Below are 23,506 nucleotides of genomic sequence, written 5' to 3'. Positions count from 1 at the left end.
CGATCCCGCCCCATTCGTGATCACCTACGTGACTGTCACTCTACTGACGTGACCTGCACGGCTTTCCCGACGCCGAATCGTTTTTGTCGCATTTTTAGCCTCGGCACCTTCGCGCGGCGTGATCCCGTCCCGGCTCCCGACGCGTTTGCGGGAGCGGTGGCCCGGTGGTCTACGGTCTGATCGTGCTCGCCTCACATCATGTCCCCCGCCCGGCCGCGTACGGCGGGAGCGCGTCATGAGACACCTGCGGCTGACGGGCGCCTTCCTGTCCCGGTTCCACCACCCGGCGCAGGTCATCGCGACCGGGTTCGCCGCCTTCATCCTGACCGGCACGGCCCTGCTGACCTCGCCGATGGCCACGGCCACGGGCGAGTCGGCCGGCTGGCTGACCGCGCTGTTCACCGCGACGTCCGCGGTCTGCGTGACGGGCCTGGTCGTGGTGGACACCGCCACGCACTGGTCGGTGGCCGGGGAGGTGGTGATCGCCGGGCTGGTCCAGGTGGGCGGCCTGGGCATCATGACGATGGCCACGCTGTTCACCGTCCTGGTCGCGGGCCGGCTGGGGCTGCGCGCCCGCATGTTCGCCCAGGCCGAGACCAAGACGCTGAGCATGTCCGACGTCCGGCGCGTGGTGCGCAACGTGGTCATCTTCAGCCTCGTCTCCGAGCTGATCGTCGCCTCGCTGCTCACCGCGCGCTTCGTCACGGGGTACGGCGAGCCGCCGGGCCGCGCGATGTACCTGGGCTGGTTCCACGCGGTGTCGGCGTTCAACAACGCCGGGTTCGCGCTGTGGCCGGACAACATGGTGGGTTTCGTCACCGACGCGTGGATCTGCCTGCCGATCGCGCTGGCGGTGATCGTGGGCGGGCTGGGCTTCCCGGTGGTGTTCGAGCTGGCCCGCGCCTGGCGCCGGCCCAGCCGCTGGTCGGTGCTCACCCGGGTCACCGTCGGGGTGACGCTCGTCCTGCTCGCGGTGGGCACGCTGATCTTCCTGGTGACCGAGTGGCGCAACCCGAGGACGCTCGGCGGGCTCGACGACTCCGGCAAGCTGCTGGCCGCGTTCTTCACCGGGGTCATGCCGCGTTCGGGCGGGTTCAACAGCCTCGACATCGGCCAGCTCTACCCGAGCAGCCTGCTCGCCACCGACCTGCTGATGTTCATCGGCGGCGGCAGCGCCGGCACGGCGGGCGGCATCAAGGTCACCACGTTCGGGCTGCTGGCGTTCATCATCTGGGCCGAGCTGCGGGGCGAGCCCCGGGTGAACATCGGCCACCGGCGCCTGGCCGAGTCCGCGCAGCGCCAGGTCATCTCGATCACGATGATCGGCGTCGTCCTGGTCGCCGTCTCCACCTACCTGCTGCTCGCCATCACGCCCCACAGCCTGGACCAGGTGCTGTTCGAGGTGGTCTCGGCGTTCGGCACGAACGGGCTGTCCACCGGCATCACCGCCGACACCACGCCGGCCGGGCACCTGCTGCTGGTCGCGCTGATGTTCATCGGGCGCATCGGCCCGCTCACGCTGGGTTCCGCGCTCGCCCTGAAGGAGCGCACCCGTCGGTACGAACTACCCGAGGAACGTGTCATCGTTGGCTGACAAGAAGACAGACCCCGTCGTGGTCATCGGCCTGGGCCGGTTCGGCACCTCGCTGGCCCTGGAGCTCACCCGGCGCGGCACCGAGGTCCTGGCCATCGACAACCGGCCCAAGGTCGCCCAGAGCCTGGCCGGGCAGATCACCCACATCGCCACCGCCGACTCCACCGACCTGGAGACGCTGCGCCAGCTCGGCGTGCCGGACTTCTACCGGGCGGTGGTGGCCATCGGCGGCGACCTGGAGGCCAGCATCCTGACCACGTCGCTGCTGATCGAGCTGGAGATCGACGACATCTGGGCCAAGGCCGTCAGCCGCCAGCACGGCCGGATCCTGGGCCGCATCGGCGCCCATCACGTCGTCTTCCCCGAGCACGACATGGGCGAGCGGGTGGCCCACATGGTGACCGGCCGGATGCTGGACTTCATGCAGGTGGACGAGAACTTCGCGCTGGCCAAGACCCGGCCGCCCAAGGAGTACATCGGGGTGCCGCTCGGCCGTTCCAACCTGCGCCGCAAGTACGGCGTCACCGTGGTGGCGGTCAAGAGCCTGGAGGAGGAGTTCACCTACGCCAGCTCCGACACCGAGCTGGCCTACGGCGACGTGATCATCGTTTCCGGCCGCACGGAGGACGTCGAGCGCTTCGCCGAGCTGCCGTAGCCGCCCCTGGGGTCGTCGCCGTGGCCCAACGCGGCGGGCCGATGTTGGCCGGTGCGACAGGTCCGTCGCGGTCGTGGTTCACGAGGATGGGCGGTCCGTCCGACCGGAGGCAGCCGTCATGACCCCACGCCGTACCACGTCCGACCGGGCCCGCGAGGCCGCGATGATCGCCGACATCGAGCGGCTCGTACGCTGCGAGTCGCCGTCGGACGACCTGGCCGCGGTCGCCCGCAGCGCCACGACCGTCGCCGGCGTCGGCGCCGCCCGTCTGGGGGCCGCGGCCGAGCGCGTCGTCATCGGCGGGCGCACCCATCTGCGCTGGCGGTTCGGCGGCGAGCCCCGGGTGCTGCTGCTCGGCCACCACGACACGGTCTGGCCGGTCGGCTCGCTGGAGCGGCACCCGTTCGAGGTGCGTGACGGGGTGCTGCGCGGGCCGGGGTGCTTCGACATGAAGGCCGGGCTGGTGATGGCCTTCCACGCGCTGGCGGCGCTGGACGACCTGGACGGCGTGACCCTCCTCGTCACCGGCGACGAGGAGCCCGGCTCCCCCACCTCGCGGGAGCTGGTCGAGCAGGAGGCGCGCGGGTGCGCGGCGGCGCTGGTGCTGGAGGCCGCCGGTCCGGGCGGGGCGCTGAAGACCGAGCGCAAGGGCGTCTCCCGGTACGAGGTGCTGGTACGGGGCCGGGCCGCGCACGCCGGGCTGGATCCGGAACGCGGCGTGAACGCGACGGTCGAGGTGACCCACCAGATCGCGGCCGTGGCGGCGCTGGCCGATCCCGCGCTGGGCACGACCGTCACCCCGACCCGCCTGGAGGCGGGCACCACGGCGAACACCGTGCCGGCGCGGGCCCGGTTCGAGGTGGACGTACGGGCCGTGGACGCCGCCGAGCAGGACCGGGTGGACGCGGCGATGTGGGGCCTGCGGCCGGTGCTGCCCGGCGCGGGCGTCACGGTCGGCGGCGGGCCGAACCGGCCGCCGCTCCCGGCCTCGGCGTCGAAGGACCTGTTCGAGCGGGCGTGCCGGCTCGCCGGCGCGCTCGGGATCGAGCCGCCGGCCTCGGTCGCCGTGGGCGGGGCCTCCGACGGCAACTTCACCGCAGGGGCCGGCACGCCCACCCTGGACGGCCTGGGCGCGGTCGGCGGCGGCGCCCACGCCGACGACGAGCACGTACTGGTCGCGCAGCTCCCGGGCCGCACCCGCCTGCTGACCGCCCTGGTCGCCGACCTGCTGACCGCGAAGCGGTGACCGCCCCGCCGCCCCTTGTCCGGGCGGACGAAAGCGGTGCCGCCGCCCGGTGCTCGCCGACCAGCTACGGGACGGGAGCGGCTGCCACCATGACCGGCGTGACCGATCTCATCCGTGACCGTCGCGACTCCCGGCCCGTCGAGGCCGCGTGCGCCGCGGCGCAGGCCGCCGCCGACGGCGCGGGCATCGACATCCGCCCCTTGGACAGCGTCGGCGAGCTGGAAGCCGTCCGCCGCCTGTACGAGCACATCTGGCGCACCGGCGAGAACAACCCGCCGGTGACGGCCGACCTGCTGCGCGCGATGTCGAAGGCGGGCAGCTACGTGAGCGGCGCCTTCGACGGCGGCCGGATGGTGGGCGCCTGCTTCGGCTTCTTCTCCCCGCCGGCCCGCGCCGCCCTGCACAGTCACATCGCCGGCGTGCTGGCGAGCATGCGGGGCCGCAACGTCGGCTTCGCGCTGAAGCTGCACCAGCGCGCCTGGGCGATGCTGCGCGGCGTCGGCGAGATCTGCTGGACCTACGACCCCCTGGTACGCCGCAACGCCCACTTCAACCTGGCCAAGCTGGGCGCCGTCCCGTCCGAGTACCTGCCGAACTTCTACGGCCCCATGGACGACGACATCAACCGCGCCGACGACACCGACCGCGTCCTGGTCCGCTGGCGGCTGGAGACGCCCGCCGTCGAGGCGGCCTGCGCGGGCCGTCCGGCCCAGGCGGACGCGGCGGCGGCCAGGGCGGCCGGCGCGGCCGTGGCGCTGGAGGCGTCCGCGGCGGGCGGGCCGCTGACCCGGTACGCCGGCGCGCCCACCGTCCTGGTCGGGGTGCCCGGCGACGTCGAGGCGATGCGCGAGAGCGACCCGGCCCGCGCCGCCGACTGGCGCAGGGCACTGCGGGACGTGCTGGGCGAGCTGCTCGAAGGGGGCGCCCGGGTGCGCGGCTTCGACCGTACAGGCTGGTACATCGTGGACAGACAGGAGACGGAATGAAGATCACCGGGGTCGAGATCCGCACGGTCGAGATGCCGCTCGTGACGCCGTTCCGCACGTCGTTCGGCACCGAGACGGTCCGGCAGGCGGTGCTGGTGCGCGTCGTCACCGGCGAGGCCGAGGGCTGGGGCGAGTGCGGCGCGGGCACGGCGCCCCTGTACTCCTCGGAGTACACCCACGCGGCGGCCGACGTGCTGGCCCGCTTCCTGGTCCCGGCGCTGGCCGGCGTGGCGGACCTTGACGCGCACAAGGTCGCCCCGGCGCTGGCGGCGTTCAAGGGGCACCGGATGGCCAAGGCCGCGCTGGAGACCGCCGTCCTGGACGCCGACCTGCGCGCCCGCGGCGTCCCGCTGGCCCACGCGCTCGGGGCGGTGCGCGACAGTGTGCCGTGCGGGGTGTCGGTGGGGATCACCGGGTCGATCCCCGCGCTGCTCGACGCCGTCGCCGAGTACCTGGACGCGGGCTACCTGCGGATCAAGCTCAAGATCGAGCCGGGCTGGGACGTCGAGCCGGTCCGGGCCGTACGCGAGCGGTTCGGCGACATCCCGCTCCAGGTGGACGCCAACACCGCGTACGGGCGCGGCGACCTCCGGCACCTGGCCGGGCTGGACCCGTTCGGCCTGCTGCTGATCGAGCAGCCGTTCGCGCAGGACGACCTGATCGGGCACGCCCGGCTGGCCGAGCGGATCACCACGCCCATCTGCCTGGACGAGTCCATCGTCTCGGCCCGCGCCGCCGCCGACGCGATCGCGCTCGGGGCCTGCCGGATCGTGAACATCAAGCCGGGCCGGGTGGGCGGCCATCTGGAGGCCAGGCGGATCCACGACGTCTGCGCCGCGCACGACGTCCCGGTGTGGTGCGGCGGCATGCTGGAGACCGGCGTGGGCCGGGCCGCCAACGTGGCGCTGGCCGCGCTGCCCGGGTTCCTGCTGCCGGGCGACACCTCGGCCTCCGACCGCTACTACCGGACCGACCTGACGCCGCCGTTCCGCCTGGTGGACGGGCACCTCGCCGTGCCGACCGGCCCGGGGATCGGCGTCGCCCCCATCCCGGAGGTCCTGGAGGCCGTCACCGTCGCGAAGACCTGGGTGCCGATGCCGTCCTGACCGATTCGTCCGTTTCGACGGATCGGACGGTAGCATTTCGTCATGCCGGACGAACGACACGCCACCGGGGCGGCGCTAGCTTCGGGAACGTGCTCGTCGCCATGACCGGCCTCCCGCGTGCCAGCCTGGGCCGCGTCCTGGAGGAACTCGGTACCACCCTGCTCCACGTCGTCTGCGGCGACGCCGGGGCCGCCCAGGACATCGGCGGCGTCGTCATCCACGACCCGCTCGACGAGCCCGAGCTGCCCGGCAACGCGCTGGTCCTCGGCGTCGGCCTGCACGACCCGGCCGACATCGCGCGGGTCGTGACCCGGCTCGGGCGGCACGGCGCCGCCGCGCTGGTGGTCCGCGCGCCCGTCGTCGCCGACGAACGGCTCGTCGCGGCGGCGGGCCGGGCGGGCGTGGCGGTGCTGGCCTTCGCCCGGGGCGCGTCCTGGACGCATCTGGCGGGCATGCTGCGCGAGCTGACGTCCGAGGGCGGCCGGCTCGACCCCGACGCCCACGCCTCGGGCCGGATCCGGTCCGGCGACCTGTTCGCCGTCGCCAACGCCACCGCCGCGCTGCTCGACGCGCCGGTCACCATCGAGGACCGCAACTCGCGGCTGCTGGCCTTCTCCAGCCGCCAGGAGGACACCGACACCTCCCGCGTGCGCACGATCCTGGGCCGGCAGGTCCCGGAGCAGTACACCCGCATCCTGGAGGAACGCGGCGTGTTCCAGGCGATCTACCGCAGCGACCGGCCCGTCTTCGTGGCCCCCCTGCCCGACCCCGACGGAACGGTCCAGCCGCCCGCGCTGCCCCGGACGGCGATCGCGGTGCGTGCCGGAGACGAGATCCTCGGCACGATCTGGGTCGTCGTCCCCGGACCGCTGGGCGAGGAGCGCAGCCAGGCGCTCTACGAGGCGTCCAAGCTGGTGGCGATGCACATGGTGTGGCAGCGTGCCGACGCCGACATGGAACGGCGGCTGCGGGCCGAGCTGCTGGGCACCGCGCTGGAGAGCGGGCCCGGCTCCCTGGAGGCCGCGCGCCGCCTGGGTCTGAAGGACGAGCCCGCGGTCGTCCTCGCGCTCACCGTCGTGGGCCCGGCGGGCGAGAGCCCGCTGCCCGCGCAGCTCGCCGCCGAACGCAAGCGGCTCGCCGACGCCTTCGCCATGCACCTGTCCGCCGTGCATCCGCGGGCCGCCGCCGCGCTGGTCGGCGACGTCGCCTACGGCATCCTGCCGCTGCCGCAGAACCGGCAGGACGCCGAGGAGCGCGCGGTCCTGGTGGCCACCGAGTTCCTGTCGCGCGTCGGCTCCCGGCTGCGCCCGCTGGTCGGGGTGGGACGGCCGGCCGGGGACAGCACCGCGCTGGCCCGTTCGCGTTCGGGCGCGGACCGGGCGCTGCGCGTGCTGCGGTCGGGCGTCGCCGGCCGGCAGGTGGCCCGCCTGGACGACGTGCACGTGGACGCGCTGCTGCTGGAGCTGGCCGACCTCGTTCCGCGCGGCGACGTGCCCAGCGGGCCGGTCGCCCGGATCGTCGCCTACGACAAGGAGCACCAGACGAGCCTGGCCGAGACGCTGGGCGCCTGGCTCGACGCCTTCGGCGACGTCTCGGTGGCCGCCGCCGCGATGTTCGTGCACCCCAACACCTTCCGCTACCGGCTGCGGCGCGCGGCCGAGGTCGGCCGCCTCGACCTCGGCTCCGCGGACGCGCGCCTGTCGGCCATGCTGCAACTGCGCCTGATGTCGATCAGGTCGGCTCCGGACGACTGACCGCGCCGCGCAGGCCGAGCGTCCCGATGAGGAACGCCAGCCATTCGGCGTCCTGGGCGACCGCCACGTCGTGGGGGGTGGCCGCGCCGTGCCCGGCGTCGTCGAAGACGTGCAGCAGGACGGGCTCGTCCCCCTGCTGGGCGGCCTGGAGGCGGGCGGCGAACTTGCGCGCGTGCCAGGGGCGGCATCGCGGGTCGGCCGCCCCCGCCTGGATGTAGAGCGCGGGGAAGACGCCGGGGCGCACCAGCTCGTACGGGGACATCCGGAGCAGCCGCCGGACCTCCTCGGGGTCGTCCGGGTCCGCCCACGCCTTGCGGATGACGAAGTCGAGGTACGGGTCGCGGGTGCCGCCGATCAGGTCCAGCAGCGGCGCCCGCGGCAGGACGGCCCGCCACAGCTCGGGCCGGGTGGTGACGGCGATCCCGCACATGAGCCCGCCGTCGGAGCCGCCGGTCAGCGCGAGCCGGTCGGCGGCCGTCACCCCCTCGGCGATCAGGTGCTCGGCGACCGCCACGAGGTCGGAGTCGCGGACGTGCCGCCGCTCCCGGTGCGCGGCCCGGTACCAGTCGCCGCCGAACTCGCCGCCCCCGCGCAGATACGCCTGGACCAGCACGCCCCCGGCGGCGACGAAGGCGGCCAGGTCGGGCTGGTACTGGGGAAGGAGGGGCACGTTGGCCGCCCCGTAGGCCGAGACGAGCGTCGGCGCGGGCCACGCCGGGTCGAGGCCCGCCGGGCGCACGACGTGGTACGGCACCGCGACCCCGTCGGCCGCCACCGCCTGCCCGGCCTCCACCTCGGCGTCGAGGGTGACCGCCGGGGCCGACAGGGTCTCCGGCGCGCTCTCGCCGGGTCGGTGCCGGTAGACGCCCCAGGAGCTGGTCAGGGTGGAGAAGGCGAAGACGAAGTCGGCCGCGGGCACGCCGGTGGCCAGGGCGGTCAGCGCGAAGAAGGGGGCGGCGAGCGCGCCCCGGCCGGGCAGGGGCACCTCCCCGGCGACGCCGCCCGCCCGGTCGATGATCCGGACGCGGGCGAACGTGCGGTCGAACTCGCTGAGGTACAGGTGCTCGCCGACCGGCGTGAGCGAGCGCAGCACGGTGTCGCCCTCGGGGACCAGTTCGGCCCATCCCGAGGGGTCGTCCGGGTCGGCGGCGTCGAGCGGGATGGCGACCACCCGGCCGCGCGGCGCGCCGACGTCGGTCACGGCCACGTAGCGGTCGCCGACGACGTGGCCGGCGACCGTGCCGGCGCAGCGGGTGACGAAGGGACGCCACGCCGCCCCCGGCTTCGACAGGTCGCGGACCGCGCACGGGATCGGGCTGCCCACCCGGTGCGCGGCCACCGCCCACCGGCCGTCCGGCGAGAACTGGACGAGCGTGTACTCCCGCGAGCCCGCCGGGACCGGGACCGGTTCCACGACGGTCTCCCCCGGCGTCCCGAGCCGGTGGGAGAACACCGCCTGCCGGAATTCCTCCGGCGGGCCGGTGAGCGCGAAGAAGGAGAAGCCGCCGCTGTCGGGCGTCCAGGAGACGCCGCCGGCCCAGGCGCTGTGCAGGACCTGTCCGGGCGCGTCGAGCAGCCGGCCGGTGTCCACCTCGACGAGCCGGATGGTGTTGTGCTCGCTGCCGTCGGCGCACACGCCGAGGGCCAGGACGCGGCCGTCCGGGGAGGGCGCCAGCCAGGACAGCACCGCCGGGTTCTCCTCGCCGCCGAACCTCGCCAGGTCGGCCACCGTCCGCCCGGGGCCGTAGGGCCGGTCGGCGACGACCACGGCGGACGCCGTACCGCCCGGCGGGGTGACCGGGCGGAACCAGCGGCCGGCCGCGTACCTGGGCAGGGCCGGGCGGGATCCGCTGTCGTAGGCCCGGATCAGGTCCCGTACGGCGACCGGGTCCTGCCCGTCGTAGGCGACGGCGGCGGCCAGCTCGCCCTGCCGCCGCTGCCATTCCCGCACCTCTGGCGTCTCCCGCTCCAGCCACCGGTACGGATCGGGCACGCGGACGCCCGCGACGTCCTCGACGACCTCGACGGTGCGGGCGGGCGGGTAGGAAAGGGTCACGGTGACTCCGACGGTCGGGAACGGGCGGACGGCTGGTCGGGAGGGGCGGGCTGCCGGGGGTCCGGGGGTGCGGCGGCGGCGAACTCCGCGTGCAGCCGTTCGAACGCGCCGGGGATCCGGCTGACCCGGCGGACGTGGACCAGGACGTCGTAGGCCGCCGGGAAGTCGTCCACGGGGTCGAGGCCGCCGCCGGCGAGCGTGCCGTCGATCCCGTCGAACAGCTCGCCCGGCGCGCGGCGGAGGTCGACCACGGTCACGGGCGGCCCGAGACGGTCCAGCGGCGCCTCGACGCAGTTCGGGGGCAGGGTCCGCGCCGCCAGCGAGACGTCGCAGTCGAACGGCCTCGGGGAACGCTGCGTGAAGCGCACCTCCGGGCCGGAGCCGTAGGTCGCGCCGATGACGACCAGGCCGCTTCCCAGGGACGCGGCGAGCAGGCCGCCCAGCGTCGGCCGCCCGTGGAAGGGCGAGCGCCGGACGTGGGAGTTGTGGGCGCTGACGACGATCCGCTCCTCCCGTTCGAGGATCCATTGCACGGTCTCGGCCATGAACCGTTCCCGGGGGTAGGGCGCGCCCGGCGACACGTCACCCTCGGTCTCGTCGGTCTCGTCGGTCTCGTCGGCGAACGCCTGGAGGGAGGCCGCGCACCGGCGCAGCACCGGGTCGTCCAGCAGAAGCGCGCGCCCGGCCAGCTCGCGCAGCCCCGCGATCAGCCGGGCGCGGCCGGTCGCGGGCATGGCCGCGTACCGGATCGCCGCCTCGGTACGGCCTCCCAGGTCGCTCAGGAGCAGCAGCTCCTCGTCGCCCGGCCCGGCCGGCATGCGGTCCAGGCACGCGCGCACCGCCGGTCCGGGCGAGGTGGACGAGCCGGGCAGGTCCATGCCGTAGAAGGAGACCTTCGCCGGGCCGCCGGAGTTGCGGCGGCGCATCCAGCGCAGTTGCCGCCGCATCGGCTCGCACTCGCCGAACCGGTAGGTGATGCCGTCGCGGGCGACCGCCGCGGCCTCCCCCGGCCCGCCGTGGACCCAGGCGTCCACGGCCAGGCCCTCGGCGAAGCCGGACTCCATCACGAACGCCGAGAACCCCAGCTCGCGGACAAGGATGCGGAACAGCCGGTCCTTGAGCTGGTAGAACTCGGTGACGTTGTGCGCCCCCTCGCCGACGGCCACCACCCTGGCGTCGCCGACCAGCTCCCGCAGCGTACGGGCGTCGGCGAGGGCGGCGGCGGCCGGGTCGAGGTGGCGCAGCGGCCGGGCGAAGGCGTCCCGGGTCATGCGTGGAAGTACCAGAGCTCGGGCGTGTACAGGTAGCTGAGCAGGGCCCGGAACGACGACTGCGGGCCGGACAGCGTGTCCTTCCACACCACCAGGGTGTGCGGGGTCGGGAAGAACAGCACCGGCAGCTCCTCGGCGATCCTGGTCACCTCGGCCGACAGGGCCTTGGCGTCGGCGCCGAAGGTCGAGGCGTCGATGAGCCGGTCCACCTCCTCGTCGCGGTAGCTGCCCAGGTTGAAACTGCCCTTGGCGTTGAACACGGTGTTGCTGCTGGGGTAACCGGCCGCCAGGTAGAGCGGGCCGTAGTCCTGCATCGCCCAGTCGTTCTTGGTGGCGGGCGCGAAGGTGTTGCCGTAGTTGGCGTACATGTAGGTGAGGGACTTGGTGACGATCTTGACCTCGACGCCGAGCTTCTTGGCCGCCGAGGCGAAGGCGACGTCCCGGGCGCCGACGTAGGCGGGGGTGTTCGCGGAGGCCAGGGTGAAGCTGATCTTCTGACCGCGCGGGATGCCGGCGCCGCACTCGCCCGTCCCGGTGCCGGGCCGCACGCAGGTGGTGGAGCCGTTCGGGACCACCTGCCAGCCGTTGTCGGTGAGCAGTTCGGCCGCCGCCGCCGGGTCGTGCGGGTACGGCGGCGCGTCGCCGAACGCCGGCGGGTACGGGGAGCCGCTGCCCGCCGTGCTGTAGTTGGGCGAGCCGGCGCCGTTGTAGATCCCCCGCCCGGCGATGTAGCCCGGCTGGTCGATCAGGCGCTGGAACGCCTGCCGGACGTACGGCTGCTGGATGATCTTGTCGAAGCCGTTCACGGTGTTGCCGAAGTTGATGGTCAGCGAGTCGAACCGGGCGGGCGCGGGCGCGCCGTAGACGTTGAACCCCTTGGCCTTCAGCGCGCCGATCTGGGTGATGAAGCTGGAGTCCAGCGTGCCGACGGTCAGGTTCCCCGCCTTGAACTGGTTGAGCACCGCGGCGGCCGAGGTGAAGGCCTTGAAGTCGACCTGGTCGAGCCGCGACTCGCCCGGCCCGCTGTAGGACTCGTTGGGCGCCAGCGAGAACGAGCCCGTCGTCGGGTCGAAGCTCTTGAGCCGGTACGGGCCGTTGACCACCTGCCACAGCGGGTTCGTGGCGAACGTGGACTGCGACTCCGACTCCTTCGTCAGGTACCTGTAGATCGCCGCGGCGTTCTTCGGCTTGGTGTAGTCGAGGTGCGGGCCGCCGGCGCGGTCGATGTCCCACGCCTTGGACGGCATCACGTACAGCAGCGTCAGCATCGACATCAGGTACGACGGGTTGTAGGCCGTCTCCAGTTCGAGGGTCAGCGTGTCCGGCGCGGCGGCCTTGGCGGTGACCCCGTCGGGGAACTGGCCCGGGGTGTAGAAGCTCCAGTTGGCCGGGCTCTGCGCGAGCGCCGCCTTGAGCAGCGTCAGGGAGAAGACGGCGTCATCGGCGGTGACCGGGGTGCCGTCGGACCACTTGTAGTCCTTCATCCTGATGGTCACGGTCTTGCGGTCGGGGCTGTAGGCGGGCGGCTCGGCCAGGCTCAGCTCGGCGTCGGCCACCTGGTCGCCCTCGCCGCTGGGCCGGTAGAGGGAGCGCCACATCAGGCCGCGGGCGATGACGGTCCCGTTGGCGGCGGCCGGCGGATAGGGGTAGATGTAGTTCGGGCTGAGACCGGGGGTCAGCGCGACCGTGACCGTGCCGCCGTCCTTGGGCTTGCCCGACTGCGCCGGCTGGCCGGCGTAGCCGGCGGCGGCGTCCTTCGCGGCGCCCCCGCCGCCGGTGCACGCTGTGGCGAGCACCGCCACCGCGGCGGCGAGCGCCACCGCCAGGCGTGCTCGCCGCTTTCCGGACACGTGCGTCATTGCAGGCTCCCTACGTGTGGGGTGGAGATGCGCGAACGGGGCGAAGGAGCCGCGGCCTCGCGGTGGGGGGCGGAACGCATCAGTCGGCCCGCCGCCCGACGGCGTCCCGCAGGGCGTCGGCGAGCAGGTTGAGCGCCAGCACGGTCAGGACGATGCAGCCCCCGACCGGGTAGATCAGCCACCAGTAGTCGGCCGAGATGTAGGCGACGCCGCCGGCGAGCTGGCTGCCCCAGTCCTCGGTCGGGTACGTCAGGCCGAACCCCAGGAAGCCCAGCGCCGCCACCACGAGGATGGCGTCGGCGACCTGGAACGTGATGTTGACGATGATCACGCCGAGCGCGTTCGGGATCAGGTGGGTGAGGATGAGCCGCCGGCGGGAGGCGCCCATCACCCGCGCGGCCAGCACGAACTCCCGCACCCGCAGCGTCAGCACCTCGCCGCGGACCAGCCGGGCGGAGACCAGCCAGGAGAACCCGCCGATGACCAGGCTCAGCGACAGGGCGTCGGCGTGGAAGCGGGCCGACAGGATCAGGACGAAGAACAGGAACGGCACCGACAGCATGACGTCGACCAGCCGCATCAGGAAGCCGTCCACCACGCCTCCGGCCAGCCCGGCGACCGCGCCGTACAGGGTGCCGATCGCGGTGGCGAACAGGGCGGCGAGCAGGCCGATCTGCAACGACAGGCGGCCGCCGGCCATCAGCCGGCCGAGCACGTCGAAGCCGTTGGCGTCCGTGCCGAGCGGGTGCCCGGGGCCGGGCGGCAGGGCCGCGTTGACCAGGTCCACGTCGATCTGGTTGGTGCGGTAGAGCAGCGGCCCGAGGAAGCAGAACCCGGCGATCAGCAGCAGGAGCAGGCCGCCCGCGAGGCCCAGCGGGCTGCGCCGGAGCCCGCGCAGCACCGAGGGCCGCTCCCGCGCCGAGGTCGTCTCGGCCGTCTCGGCCTCGGGCCGCGCGTCCACGTTCTGTGTGGTCATTTCCTCAGCTCGATTCGGCGGTCGGCGGCGGCGACCACGAGGTCGGCGACGAAGTTGCCGGCCACGGTCAGGACGCCGCCGACGAGGGTGTAGGCGAGGAGCACCGGATAGTCCTCGCGTTGCAGGCTGTTGAGGAACAGCAGGCCGAGGCCGGGATAGTTGAACAGCGACTCGACGATCAGGTTGCCCGCCAGCAGCGTGGGGATGAGCGTGCCGACCAGCGTGACCAGCGGCAGGCAGGCGTTGCGCAGCAGGTGGCGGAGCAGGACCAGCCGCTCCGGCAGCCCCTTGGCCCGCGCCACCCTGATGTAGTCCAGGCCGAGCTGGTCCAGGGCCGAGGAACGCTGATACTGCGCGAAGACCGCGACGCCGGCCGCGGCGAGCGTGATGACCGGCAGCGCCATGGCCCGCGGATCGGTGAGGACGACCCACGGCGAGTGCGACTGGGACGCCTCGGCCGGGAAGAACGGCAGCGCCTGGCTGAAGACGGCGATGAGGATCAGCCCGAGCAGGAACGACGGCGTCGCGTAGAGCACGTAGGAGGCGGCCGTGAGGAGCCGGTCGGCGACGCTGTTGCGCCTGACCGCCTGGAGCACGCCGAGCGGCACGGCGATCACCAGTGCCAGCACCAGCCCGGCCGCGGAGAGCATCGCGCTGCGGCCCGCGTTCTGGCCGAGCAGGGTCGCCACGTTCTCGTTCAGCTTGTACGACCTGCCCAGGTCGCCGTGGGCCAGCTGGCCCAGGTAGCTGACGTACTGGGCGAGGACCGGGCGGTCGAACCCGTGCTGCCGGTTGAAGTCGGCGACCGCCTCGGGCGAGGCGCGCTGCCCCAGGACGACCCGGCCGGGGCTGTCGGAGACGAGGTGCAGCAGCAGGAAGACCACCGCGGAGATCCCGAGCAGGACGACGAACGAGATCGCCAGCCGCCGGACGACGTACCAGGTCATGACCGGGAGGCTCCCTTCAGCGAGGTGGCCGCGGGTTCGAGCGGCTGGAGCGGGTGGTGGCAGGCGACCTGGTGGGTGCCGGTGACCGGCCGCGGGAGGGGTTCGGCCTGCGCGCACAGGTCGTCGGCCAGGGCGCAGCGGGTGCGGAAGCGGCAGCCGCTGGGCGGGTCGATCGGGCTCGGCAGCTCGCCGCGTACGCGGGCGCCGCCCGGCTGCGGGGCCCCCGGGTCCGCGTCGGGGACGGCGGCGAGCAGGCCGGCGGTGTAGGGGTGGGCGGGGGCCCCGTACACCTCTTCGGTGGTGCCGGTCTCGACCAGCTTGCCCAGGTACATGACCCCGACCCGGTCGGCCAGGTAGCGCACGACGGCCAGGTCGTGCGAGATCACCACGCTGCTGAGGCCGCGTTCGATCTGGATGCCGCGCATGAGGTTGAGCACCTGGGAGCGGATGGAGACGTCGAGGGCGCTGACCGGCTCGTCGGCGACCAGCACCGCCGGGTCGAGGGCCAGGGCGCGGGCCAGGTTCACCCGCTGCCGCTGCCCGCCGGACAGCTCGTGGGGGTAGCGGTCCATGACGCTGCCGGGCAGCCCGACGTCCCGCAGCAGCTCGCGGGCGCGGGCCGTGCGGTGGGCGCGGTCGCCGGAGCCCTGGATCGCCATCGGTTCGCGCAGGATCGTGCCGATGCGCATGCGGGGGTCGAGGGCGGCGCCGGAGTCCTGGAACATCATCTGCAGCCGGCCGCGGCGCGGGCCGAGCGCCCGCGCGCTCATCCGGCTGACCGGCTCGCCGTCGAAGATCACTTCGCCGGAGGTGGGCCGGTCGAGGGCGACGAGCATCCTGCCCAGGGTCGACTTCCCGCAGCCCGACTCTCCGACCAGCCCGAACGTCTCCCCCGCCGCCACCTCGAAGCTCACGCCCGAGACCGCCTTGAGGGTGCGGCGCCCGCCGAACAGACCCCCGCCGCCGACCGGGTACTCGCGCCGGAGATCGACGACGCGCAACCGCGGCGCCGCCGCCCGCTCCGGGGACGCCGCCGGGCGGGTGACGAACCGGGCCTGGACCCGGTCGGCCGGTCCGGAGGCCGGGTGGTGGCAGGCGTGGACGTGCCCGCCGTCCTCCGCCGAGGGGGCCGGACGCTCCTCGCGGCATCGGTCGGTGGCGGCGTCGCAGCGCGGCGCGAACGGGCAGCCGGGCCCGGCCGCGGTCAGGTCGGGCGGCGCGCCGGGGATGCTGAACAGCCGCTCGTCCCGGTCGTGGGTGAGCGAGGGGATCGAGGACAGCAGCGCGTGCGTGTAGCGGTGCCGGGTCCGGGTGAAGAGCACGGGGGTGGGGGCGGTCTCGGCCAGGCGGCCGGCGTACATGACGCCGACGCGGTCGGCGTGCCGGGCGATGACGCCCATGTCGTGGGTGATGAGGATCATCGACATGCCGAGCCGGGACCTGAGGTCGTCCAGGAGGTCGAGGATCTCGGCCTGGATGGTGACGTCGAGTGCCGTGGTCGGCTCGTCGGCGATGACGACCCGCGGCTCGCACGCCAGCGCCATCGCGATCATCACGCGCTGCCGCATGCCGCCCGAGAGCTGGTGCGGGTAGTCGTCCATGCGCTCGGCCGGGCGGGGCAGGCCGACCAGGGCGAGCACCTCGGCGGCGCGTTCGCGGGCGGCCCGCCGGGAGGCGCCGTGGTGCAGCCGTACCGGCTCGGCGACCTGCTCGCCGATGCGCCGGGTGGGGTTCAGCGCGGTCAGCGAGTCCTGGAACACCATCGCGATCTCGTTGCCGCGCAGGGTCCGGTAGCGCGCGGCGGGCAGGCCGACCAGTTCCTCGCCGCCGAAGTCGATCGAGCCGCCGGTGACCTGGCCGCCGGCCGGCAGCATGCCCATGATCGCGAGACCGGTCATGGACTTGCCGGACCCGGTCTCGCCGACGATCCCCAGGGTCTCGCCGCGGTTCAGCACCAGACTGACGTCCGAGACCGGGCGGACGACCCTGTCACCGCGCCGGATCTCGACCGACAGATCCCGGATCGCCAGCACGCGATCGCTCTCCAAATCCATCCGACGATAGTGGGACCCGCGCCCCCGGCGGTGTTCGTCGCGGTCATCGAACGTTGGGGGCCGGGTTCGTCCGGGCGTACCAACTGATCGGCGGGTGGGCAGGGCGGGGGCGGGCATGGGAAGAGCCCGCCCGGCGCGGCGCGGGCGGGCCCTTCCGGTGCGGGTGCCTCAGGCGGACGTGCGGCGGTCGGCGCGGCCGTCGTGCAGGTAGAGGGCGCGGCCCGTGCCGTCGTCGCCGAGGAAGGCGATCGGCGCGTGCACGCCGCGCTCGGGTTCGAGCGGGAGCAGCACGTCGCCGCGCCAGGCGGCCAGTTCGGTGCGGTACGGCACCTCGTCCAGCTCGGCGGTGATGCCCACGGGCGTGCGCCGCAGCCACAGCCGTCCCGCCGCGTCGAGGCTCACCTCCGTCTCGCACGTGCTCGACGTGTACGTGCCGGCACAGCGGGCGGCGACGGCGGACGGCACGGCGGACGGCACAGTGATCGGCACAGTGATCGGCGCGGAGGCCGGGGCGGGTGCCGGGGGCGCGGGCAGCTCGACCCCGCCCAGCTCGCCCAGCACGCGACCGGCGATCTCGGCGAACACCGGCCGCGACCGGCCGCCGTTGGCGACGATCACCACGGCGACGTCGCGTCCGGGCACCACGCGCAGGCACGCCGACTGGCCGACGGTGCTGCCGTCATGGCCGAAGACCGCGCCGCCGGGCAGGTCGAACAGCTCCCATCCGAGGCCCCAGGCCGTGCCCTGGGCGATGTCGGGCAGCGTGACCTGCGGCCGCCGCATCGCGCTGACGCTCTCCGCGCTCAGCACGCGGGCGCCGTCCGGGCCGAGGCCGCCGTCGAGGTGCATGCGGGCGAAGGCCAGCAGGTCGCGCGGGCGCATGGCCAGCATCGACCCGGCGGGCGCGTTCGAGCGGGCCAGCGCCCACACCGGGGTCGGCTCGTACGGGCCGTCCGGCGTGCGCTGGACGTGTCCCACCGCCGTACGGTGGACGATCGCCTCGTAGGGGTCGTTGGCGGCGTGGGTCATGCCGAGGGGCGTGAGCAGGTGGTCCCGCAGGCACGCGTCGAACGGTTTGCCCCGTAGGACCTCGACGATCCGGCCCAGCACGCAGTAGCCGGCGTTGTTGTAGGAGAACATCTCGCCGGGCTCGAACAGTTGCGGCACCTCGTGCAGGACGTCCAGGAAGCGCTCGACGCAGTCGTCGCCCTTGCCGGTGTCGGTGAAGACGTCCCCCTCGAAGCCCGCGACGTGGCACATGAGCTGCCGGGCGGTGATCCGCCGCGCGGCCCGCTCGTCGCCGATCCGGAACTCCGGGAGGTGGGCGCGCACGGGCGCGTCGAGGTCGAGCCGCCCCTCGTCGGCCAGTTGCATGGCCAGCGTCGCGGTCAGCACCTTGGTGATCGAACCGATCTGGAACAGTGAGCCGGTGGTGGCCTCGACGCCCGTGGCCGTGCTCAGCGTCCCGGCCGCGACCTCGACCGTCTCCCCGCCCGCGCAGACCGCCACGGCGGCCCCGGGCACCTGGTTCTCGGCGAGCAGCCCCGCCAGCCGGTGACGCAGCCACGCACCGATCTCCTCCAGCTCCGGCACCGGTGTCCCCCCTGGCTCGACTCCGCCCGACCCTAGAGCCGACGGCAACCGTCAGGTTCGTCCGCTGCCACTATGCCTGGTCCGTTTCTTCGTCGGAACGACCCAGACCGATGTGATCTGTGATGGATATTTCAGTACTGCCTGACTCTCTGTCATATGCGATGTTCCGCTCACAAGCCGCATGAGCACAGCTCATGTCACCCCCGGAGAAAGGCAGCAGCGCGCCGCCGCCTCCCGTCCCGCTGAAGGCCGGACGGGAGGCCGGGTGCGGGCCCCGGAGGCCGGGGCCCGCGTCGCGGCTCAGTCCTTCACGGTGACCGTCAGAGCCCCCTGCACCGGCGCGAGGCCGGTCGGCCGCACGGTCAAGGTGCCGCTGTACGTGCCGGCCCCGGCGAACGACCGGTCCGACCGGGCCGTGAAGGCGTCGTTGACCCGCATGTCCGGGATGCTCGCCGCGCGCGGCGTGGTCAGCGTGACCTCCTCCGTCACCCCGTCGCTCCAGGCGATCGACGCCTTGAGCCCGTCCGCGGCGTGGCCGGGCGCGGTGACCGTCCACGTGGCCCCCGCCGGACGTCCGGCGCGGACGGTGACGGGCCGGCCGAGGACCTGCAGCCGCCACGGGACGTCGGCGGTGGGGAAGAAGTTGGTCCCCGCGACCGTCAGCCGGCCGCCGACCGCCGACAACCTGGTGCTGAACCCGGCGTAGTCACGCTGGTCCTGCGGGGTCCAGCCGACCTCGGCCGTCGCGATCAGGCGCGGGAAGGAGTAGTACTGCGCCTGGCCGAGCCGCCTGATGAACTCGCCCCACATCGCCGACTCCACGCCCAGCACGGACGACTCCGCGACGCCGGGCACGTACGTGCCGGGGTTCCAGTTGTAGTGGCGGTCCAGCCCGCAGACCCCGCCGCACGCCCAGGTGCCGCCCTGCGGCTGGCGGGGGTCCTGCTTCTGCGGGACGTAGGTGTTGGCCGCCGGGGACAGGATCGCCTTGGCCCCGCGCTCGTTGACCGCCTTGGCGACGGCGGCCAGGTTGCCGTTCCAGAACTGCACGACGGCTTCTCCCTGGGGCAGGGCGGTTCCGGCGTACTCGTTCCAGCCGACGACGGTCTTGCCGAGGCCCTTCACCGCGGCCGTGAACGCGTCCACCATCCTGACGTAGTCGGCGTGCGGGGTGACGTGCGCCTCGTCCCCGCCGATGTGCAGGTACGGGCCCGGCGTCATAGCGGCGATCTCGGCGAGCACGTGCCGGGCGAACTCGTAGGTGACGGGGGCGGCGGCGTCCAGCGAGGAGTAGCCGACCGCGCCGGTGCCGTTGTGCGGCACGGTGGCCTCGCCCGGCTGGAGCCGCGGCTGCGCGCCCGCCGTGTTGAGCTGCGGGACGGAGTGCAGCGCCGAGTTGACGTGACCGGGCAGGTCGATCTCGGGGATGACGGTCATGCCGTTCTCCCCCGCGTACCGGACGATCTCGGTGTAGTCGGCCTTGGTGTAGAAGCCGGTGATGCCCGGTTCGGTGCCCCGGTCGGTCATCGCGGTGGCGCCGCCGACCCGGGTGAGCAGGCCGTAGTCGATGTCCGAGGGGTTGGAGGCCGGGTCGTCGACGGCGATGCGCCAGCCCTGGTCGTCGGTGAGGTGCAGGTGCAGCCGGTTGATCTTGAACTGGGCGGCGGCGTCGATCGCGGCCTTCACCTCCGCCACCGGGTAGAAGCTGCGCGCGACGTCGAGCATCATGCCCCGGTGCGCGAAGCGCGGGTAGTCGGTGATCGTCACCGCGGGCGCCGTCCACGAGGCGGGCACGACGGAGTCGGACGCGATCCACTGCGGGAAGAGCTGGCGCAGCGTCTGGACGCCGTTGAGCGCGCCGGCGGCCGTGCTCGCGGTGAGGGCGATCCGGCCGGGGGCGACGGTGAGCCGGTAGCCCTCCTCCTCGTGGCCGGCCGGGCCCTTGCCGGGGCCGACCTCGACGACGATCGGCGTGGGGCCGTCCCCGGCGGTGACGACCGGCAGGCGGTAGCCGGTGGCCGGGCGCAGCGCCCTGGCCAGGTACTCGGCGGGCGCCCGCGCGTCCTGCCCGGCCGCGATGACCCGGGTGTTCTTGTGCAGCGTGTACGGCGTCCCGCCGTGCTCCCGGAGCGCGACCGGCTTCGGCAGCAGGCCCAGGACGGGCTGGGGCGGCGCGGGCGGCCGGTCCCAGATCTCGAACTCGGAGATCGAGTAGCCGTAGGAGGCCCAGCGCTTCCTGCCCTGCATCCGGACATAGGAGACGGGGGCCTGTGAGGCCACGTCGATGACGTCGGTGCGCGGGCAGGTGTCGCGTTGCAGCGCGGCCACGTCGGTCCAGGTCACGCCGTCGGCGGAGGTCTGCAGGACGAGGTCGCGGGCGCAGGCGTTCGGCCAGCGCAGGGTCACGTGGTCGATCTTGGCCGGCGCGTCCAGGCGTACCTGGACCCAGTTGTCGTCGGCGTACTTGGAGGACCAGCGGGTGGCGGTGTCGCCGTCGTTGACGTGCGCGGCGGCGAAGTCGGCGCGGTCCAGCTCGACGCTGGAGGCGGTGGCGGTGCCCGCGAGGGCCAGGTTGACGGGCTCGACGGCGGCGTACGCGCTCGGCGCGGGCCCCAGGGCCGCGGCCACGAGCGCGGCGGTCAGGAGGTGTCGGCGCATCGGACTCCTTCGGGAGGCGGGGGGATATCGCAAAGTGTGATCACCCTCACCGATTTACGTCAAGAGATCGGAAATAAAAACCGACATCTCTCCCCCGTCACCCCCTTGCGGAGCCCATGATCCTTCTTTAACGTAAACCCTCAAGAAAAATTAGCGATCGGAGAGCGAGTGACCAGTCCCCGCAACGTCCTGTTCCTGATGACCGACCAGCATCGGGTGGACACCCTCGGCTGCTACGGCAACCCCGTCGTCCGCACCCCCGCGCTCGACGGCCTGGCGGCGGAGGGCACGCGCTTCGACCGGTTCTACACGCCGACCGCGATCTGCACCCCGGCCCGCGCGTCGCTGTTCACGGGGCTGCACCCGTTCCGGCACGGCCTCCTGGTCAACCCCGAGCGCAACGGCGGCGGCCGGGACGAGGTCGCCGACGACCACCCGACCCTGGCCGCGCCGCTGCGGGCCGCCGGCTACAACCTGGGCCACGTCGGCAAATGGCACATCGGCCGCGAACGCGGACCCGAGTTCCACGGCATGGACGGCGAGCACCTGCCCGGGGCGCTGAACCCGTTCGACCACCCCTCCTACGAACGGTGGCTGAAGGAGCACGGCCATCCGCCCTTCGCGGTGGACAGCCCGATCTTCGGCAAGGCCCCGAACGGCACCGGCCGAGGCCATCTCATCGCCGGCAGGCTCCGGCAGCCGGCCGAGGCCACCATCGAGGCGTTCCTCGCCGACCGCACCCTGGAGCTGCTGGAACGCTACGCGGCGGACTTCGGCCGCACCGGCCGCCCGTTCCTGCTGTCCTGCCACTGGTACGGCCCCCACCTGCCGTACCTCATCCCCGACCGCTACTACGACATGTACGACCCGGACCTGGTGCCGCTGCCCGCCTCGATGGCCGAGACCTTCGACGGCAAGCCCGAGGTGCAGCGCCGCTACTCCGAGTACTGGTCGGCCGACAGCTTCGACGCCGACGCCTGGCGCAAGCTGATCGCCGTCTACTGGGGTTACGTGTCGATGATCGACGATCAGATCGGCCGGCTCCTGACGGCGCTGCGCGAGCTGTCCCTCTGGGACGACACCACCGTGGTCTTCACCGCCGACCACGGCGAGTTCACCGGCGCCCACCGGCTGAACGACAAGGGCCCGGCCATGTACGAGGACATCTACCGTATCCCCGGCATCGTCCGGGTGCCCGGCGCCCCGGCGAAGACCGTGGACGCGTTCGCCACCCTGATCGACCTCAACCCCACCATCCTGGACCTGGCCGGGCTGCCGCCGCAGGAGCCCTGCGACGGCGAGAGCCTGCTCCCGCTGCTGCGCGGCGAGCCCGCCGAGGGCCGGGACTCGGTGGTCGCCGAGTTCCACGGCCACCACTTCCCCTACTCCCAGCGCATGATCCGGGACCGCCGCCACAAGCTGGTCTTCAACCCGGAAGGCGTGCACGAGCTCTACGACCTGGACGCCGACCCGCACGAACTGCACAACGTCTACGCCGCGCCCGCCTACGCGGCGGTCCGGCGCGAGCTGACCGTAGGCCTGTACCGGGAACTGCTGCGCCGCGGCGACCCGGCCTACACCTGGATGAGCTACATGGCCGACATCGGCGAAGGCCGCGCCCCCGACGTGGACGGCGTCGCCGACGAGGTCGCATGAGGCCGCCGTCACCCCCCGATCCCTCCGTGAGACGAGAAAGGACCCCATGATGAGGCGTCCTCGTACCCTGGTCAGCGCCCTGGCGGCGCTGGCCGTCCTCCTCCCCGCCGCCGCCTGCGGCTCCTCCTCCGGCGACGGCCCCGAAGCCAAGAGCGTGCGCTTCGGCTACATCGCCGACTTCTCCGGCGCCGCCGCGCTCGCCGCGGCCGACAAGCAGGGCCTGTGGGCCAAGCAGGGGCTGGAGCCCGACCTGAAGGTGTTCACCAACGGCCCGCTGCAGATCCAGGCGCTCGGCTCCGGCGACATCGACTTCGGCTACATCGGCTCCGGCGCGACCTGGCTCCCGGCCAGCGGCAAGGCCAAGATCATCGCGCCGAACATGCTCGGCATGGCCGACCGGGTGATCACCTACCCGGAGTCGGGCATCTCCTCCGTCAAGGACCTGAAGGGCAAGAAGGTGGGCGTCCCCGAGGGCACGTCCGGCGACATGATCCTTGAGCTGGCCCTGAAGGAGGCCGGGCTGTCCGGCAAGGACGTGCAGAAGGTCAACATGGACCCGAGCACGGTCGTGACCGCGTTCAGCGCCAAGCAGATCGACGCGGCGGCCATCTGGTACCCGCTGATCGACACCATCAAGAAGAACGTGCCGGGGCTGGTCGAGCTGACCAAGAGCGAGGACTACTACCCCAAGCTGAGCTTCCCCAGCTCGTTCGTCGCCCGCAACGAGCTGGTCTCCGGCGACGCGGCCACCGTCACCAAGGTGCTGAAGGTGCTCCAGGAGGCCAACGACTGGGTCGCCGGGCACGCGGCCGAGGCCGAGACGCTGACCGCCACCTTCCTCAAGGCGCCGCCGCAGCAGTTCAAGGGCGCCTCGGCGGTGACGAAGATCCTGCCGACCGCCGAGCTGGTCAAGCAGGCCAAGGACGGCACCGCGGCCGGCTGGTACAAGGGCCTGGCCGACCTGTTCGTCACCATGGGCAAGCTGAGCGAATCGCCCGACCCGTCCACGTACTTCACCGCCGACCTGTACGCGTCGGCCGCCGCCGGATGATCCGGCCGGAGAGTTGACCGAAATGCCTTGCCCACCATCATGGT

The 23,506-nt window shown here is 73.3% G+C and carries 16 protein-coding genes; 8 read left to right on the top strand and 8 right to left on the bottom strand.

All coding sequences use genetic code 11. The features are described from left to right. Window positions 1–235: 235 nt before the first annotated feature. The 6 genes from ACIHAD_RS21470 (at window position 236) to ACIHAD_RS21445 (ending at window position 7,341) form a co-directional block, all read left to right on the top strand. Window positions 236–1,594 carry a TrkH family potassium uptake protein gene (locus ACIHAD_RS21470; protein ID WP_397356288.1) on the top strand — a complete coding sequence of 453 codons (1,359 nt, stop codon included), beginning with the start codon at window positions 236–238 and terminating at the stop codon, window positions 1,592–1,594. After that, window positions 1,587–2,249: a potassium channel family protein gene (locus tag ACIHAD_RS21465; protein ID WP_397356287.1), complete on the top strand. Its 663-nt coding sequence runs from the start codon at window positions 1,587–1,589 to the stop codon at window positions 2,247–2,249. The genes ACIHAD_RS21470 and ACIHAD_RS21465 overlap by 8 nt, the downstream gene beginning before the upstream one ends. A gap of 118 nt (window positions 2,250–2,367) precedes the next feature. After that, a complete protein-coding gene (locus ACIHAD_RS21460) occupies window positions 2,368–3,495 on the top strand; it encodes a M20 family metallopeptidase (RefSeq protein WP_397356286.1) in 1,128 nt (375 codons plus the stop codon). Window positions 3,496–3,593: 98 nt separating this feature from the next. Continuing rightward, entirely contained in the window at window positions 3,594–4,481 is an 888-nt protein-coding gene (locus ACIHAD_RS21455) for a GNAT family N-acetyltransferase (protein ID WP_397356285.1), read from the top strand. Continuing rightward, complete coding sequence (menC, locus tag ACIHAD_RS21450; protein ID WP_397356284.1) at window positions 4,478–5,587, top strand: o-succinylbenzoate synthase; 1,110 nt, start codon at window positions 4,478–4,480, stop codon at window positions 5,585–5,587. The genes ACIHAD_RS21455 and menC overlap by 4 nt, the downstream gene beginning before the upstream one ends. An 89-nt stretch (window positions 5,588–5,676) precedes the next feature. Beyond that, entirely contained in the window at window positions 5,677–7,341 is a 1,665-nt protein-coding gene (locus ACIHAD_RS21445; protein ID WP_397356283.1) for a helix-turn-helix domain-containing protein, read from the top strand. Here ACIHAD_RS21445 and ACIHAD_RS21440 read toward each other — a convergent pair. From ACIHAD_RS21440 to ACIHAD_RS21405, 8 genes are all read right to left on the bottom strand, one after another. Beyond that, on the bottom strand, window positions 7,319–9,397 hold the full coding sequence (locus tag ACIHAD_RS21440; protein WP_397356282.1) for a prolyl oligopeptidase family serine peptidase: 2,079 nt from the start codon (window positions 9,395–9,397) through the stop codon (window positions 7,319–7,321). The two genes, ACIHAD_RS21445 and ACIHAD_RS21440, sit on opposite strands and share 23 nt — an antisense overlap. Further along, on the bottom strand, window positions 9,394–10,668 hold the full coding sequence (locus tag ACIHAD_RS21435) for an erythromycin esterase family protein (RefSeq protein WP_397356281.1): 1,275 nt from the start codon (window positions 10,666–10,668) through the stop codon (window positions 9,394–9,396). Before ACIHAD_RS21435 ends, ACIHAD_RS21440 begins: the two co-directional genes overlap by 4 nt. Continuing rightward, entirely contained in the window at window positions 10,665–12,527 is a 1,863-nt protein-coding gene (locus ACIHAD_RS21430; protein WP_397356280.1) for an ABC transporter substrate-binding protein, read from the bottom strand. Before ACIHAD_RS21430 ends, ACIHAD_RS21435 begins: the two co-directional genes overlap by 4 nt. Window positions 12,528–12,606: 79 nt before the next feature. After that, complete coding sequence (locus ACIHAD_RS21425) at window positions 12,607–13,503, bottom strand: ABC transporter permease (protein WP_397356279.1); 897 nt, start codon at window positions 13,501–13,503, stop codon at window positions 12,607–12,609. Beyond that, window positions 13,500–14,450, bottom strand: coding sequence for an ABC transporter permease (locus tag ACIHAD_RS21420; RefSeq protein WP_397356278.1), 951 nt, complete (start codon window positions 14,448–14,450; stop codon window positions 13,500–13,502). The genes ACIHAD_RS21425 and ACIHAD_RS21420 overlap by 4 nt, the downstream gene beginning before the upstream one ends. Further along, on the bottom strand, window positions 14,447–16,504 hold the full coding sequence (locus tag ACIHAD_RS21415) for a dipeptide ABC transporter ATP-binding protein (RefSeq protein WP_397356277.1): 2,058 nt from the start codon (window positions 16,502–16,504) through the stop codon (window positions 14,447–14,449). The genes ACIHAD_RS21420 and ACIHAD_RS21415 overlap by 4 nt, the downstream gene beginning before the upstream one ends. A gap of 168 nt (window positions 16,505–16,672) precedes the next feature. Continuing rightward, complete coding sequence (locus ACIHAD_RS21410; RefSeq protein ID WP_397356276.1) at window positions 16,673–18,097, bottom strand: serine hydrolase domain-containing protein; 1,425 nt, start codon at window positions 18,095–18,097, stop codon at window positions 16,673–16,675. A gap of 300 nt (window positions 18,098–18,397) precedes the next feature. Beyond that, on the bottom strand, window positions 18,398–20,755 hold the full coding sequence (locus ACIHAD_RS21405; RefSeq protein WP_397356275.1) for a family 20 glycosylhydrolase: 2,358 nt from the start codon (window positions 20,753–20,755) through the stop codon (window positions 18,398–18,400). Between the two features lie 168 nt (window positions 20,756–20,923). Between ACIHAD_RS21405 and ACIHAD_RS21400 the strand changes: the two genes are divergently transcribed. Together ACIHAD_RS21400 and ACIHAD_RS21395 are read left to right on the top strand one after the other, a co-directional pair. Beyond that, a complete protein-coding gene (locus ACIHAD_RS21400; RefSeq protein WP_397356274.1) occupies window positions 20,924–22,411 on the top strand; it encodes a sulfatase-like hydrolase/transferase in 1,488 nt (495 codons plus the stop codon). A gap of 46 nt (window positions 22,412–22,457) precedes the next feature. Beyond that, window positions 22,458–23,462, top strand: a complete 1,005-nt coding sequence (locus tag ACIHAD_RS21395; RefSeq protein WP_397356273.1) for an aliphatic sulfonate ABC transporter substrate-binding protein — start codon at window positions 22,458–22,460, stop codon at window positions 23,460–23,462. Window positions 23,463–23,506 lie beyond the last annotated feature (44 nt).

Origin of the sequence: Nonomuraea sp. NPDC052265, assembly GCF_044547985.1 — a bacterium.
Classification (GTDB): Bacteria; Actinomycetota; Actinomycetes; order Streptosporangiales; family Streptosporangiaceae; genus Nonomuraea.
Note: the sequence above shows the minus strand (reverse complement) of the source record. Positions and strands in the feature narration are given on the sequence as shown.

What these genes read in the sequence shown, in the direction of transcription:
- ACIHAD_RS21470 (WP_397356288.1), top strand. Translation starts at nt 236, where the DNA reads ATGAGACACCTGCGGCTGACGGGCGCCTTCCTGTCCCGGTTCCACCAC.
- ACIHAD_RS21460 (WP_397356286.1), top strand. Translation starts at nt 2,368, where the DNA reads ATGACCCCACGCCGTACCACGTCCGACCGGGCCCGCGAGGCCGCGATG.
- menC (WP_397356284.1), top strand. Translation starts at nt 4,478, where the DNA reads ATGAAGATCACCGGGGTCGAGATCCGCACGGTCGAGATGCCGCTCGTG.
- ACIHAD_RS21435 (WP_397356281.1), bottom strand. Translation starts at nt 10,668, where the DNA reads ATGACCCGGGACGCCTTCGCCCGGCCGCTGCGCCACCTCGACCCGGCC.
- ACIHAD_RS21430 (WP_397356280.1), bottom strand. Translation starts at nt 12,527, where the DNA reads ATGACGCACGTGTCCGGAAAGCGGCGAGCACGCCTGGCGGTGGCGCTC.
- ACIHAD_RS21425 (WP_397356279.1), bottom strand. Translation starts at nt 13,503, where the DNA reads ATGACCACACAGAACGTGGACGCGCGGCCCGAGGCCGAGACGGCCGAG.
- ACIHAD_RS21420 (WP_397356278.1), bottom strand. Translation starts at nt 14,450, where the DNA reads ATGACCTGGTACGTCGTCCGGCGGCTGGCGATCTCGTTCGTCGTCCTG.
- ACIHAD_RS21415 (WP_397356277.1), bottom strand. Translation starts at nt 16,504, where the DNA reads ATGGATTTGGAGAGCGATCGCGTGCTGGCGATCCGGGATCTGTCGGTC.
- ACIHAD_RS21405 (WP_397356275.1), bottom strand. Translation starts at nt 20,755, where the DNA reads ATGCGCCGACACCTCCTGACCGCCGCGCTCGTGGCCGCGGCCCTGGGG.
- ACIHAD_RS21395 (WP_397356273.1), top strand. Translation starts at nt 22,458, where the DNA reads ATGATGAGGCGTCCTCGTACCCTGGTCAGCGCCCTGGCGGCGCTGGCC.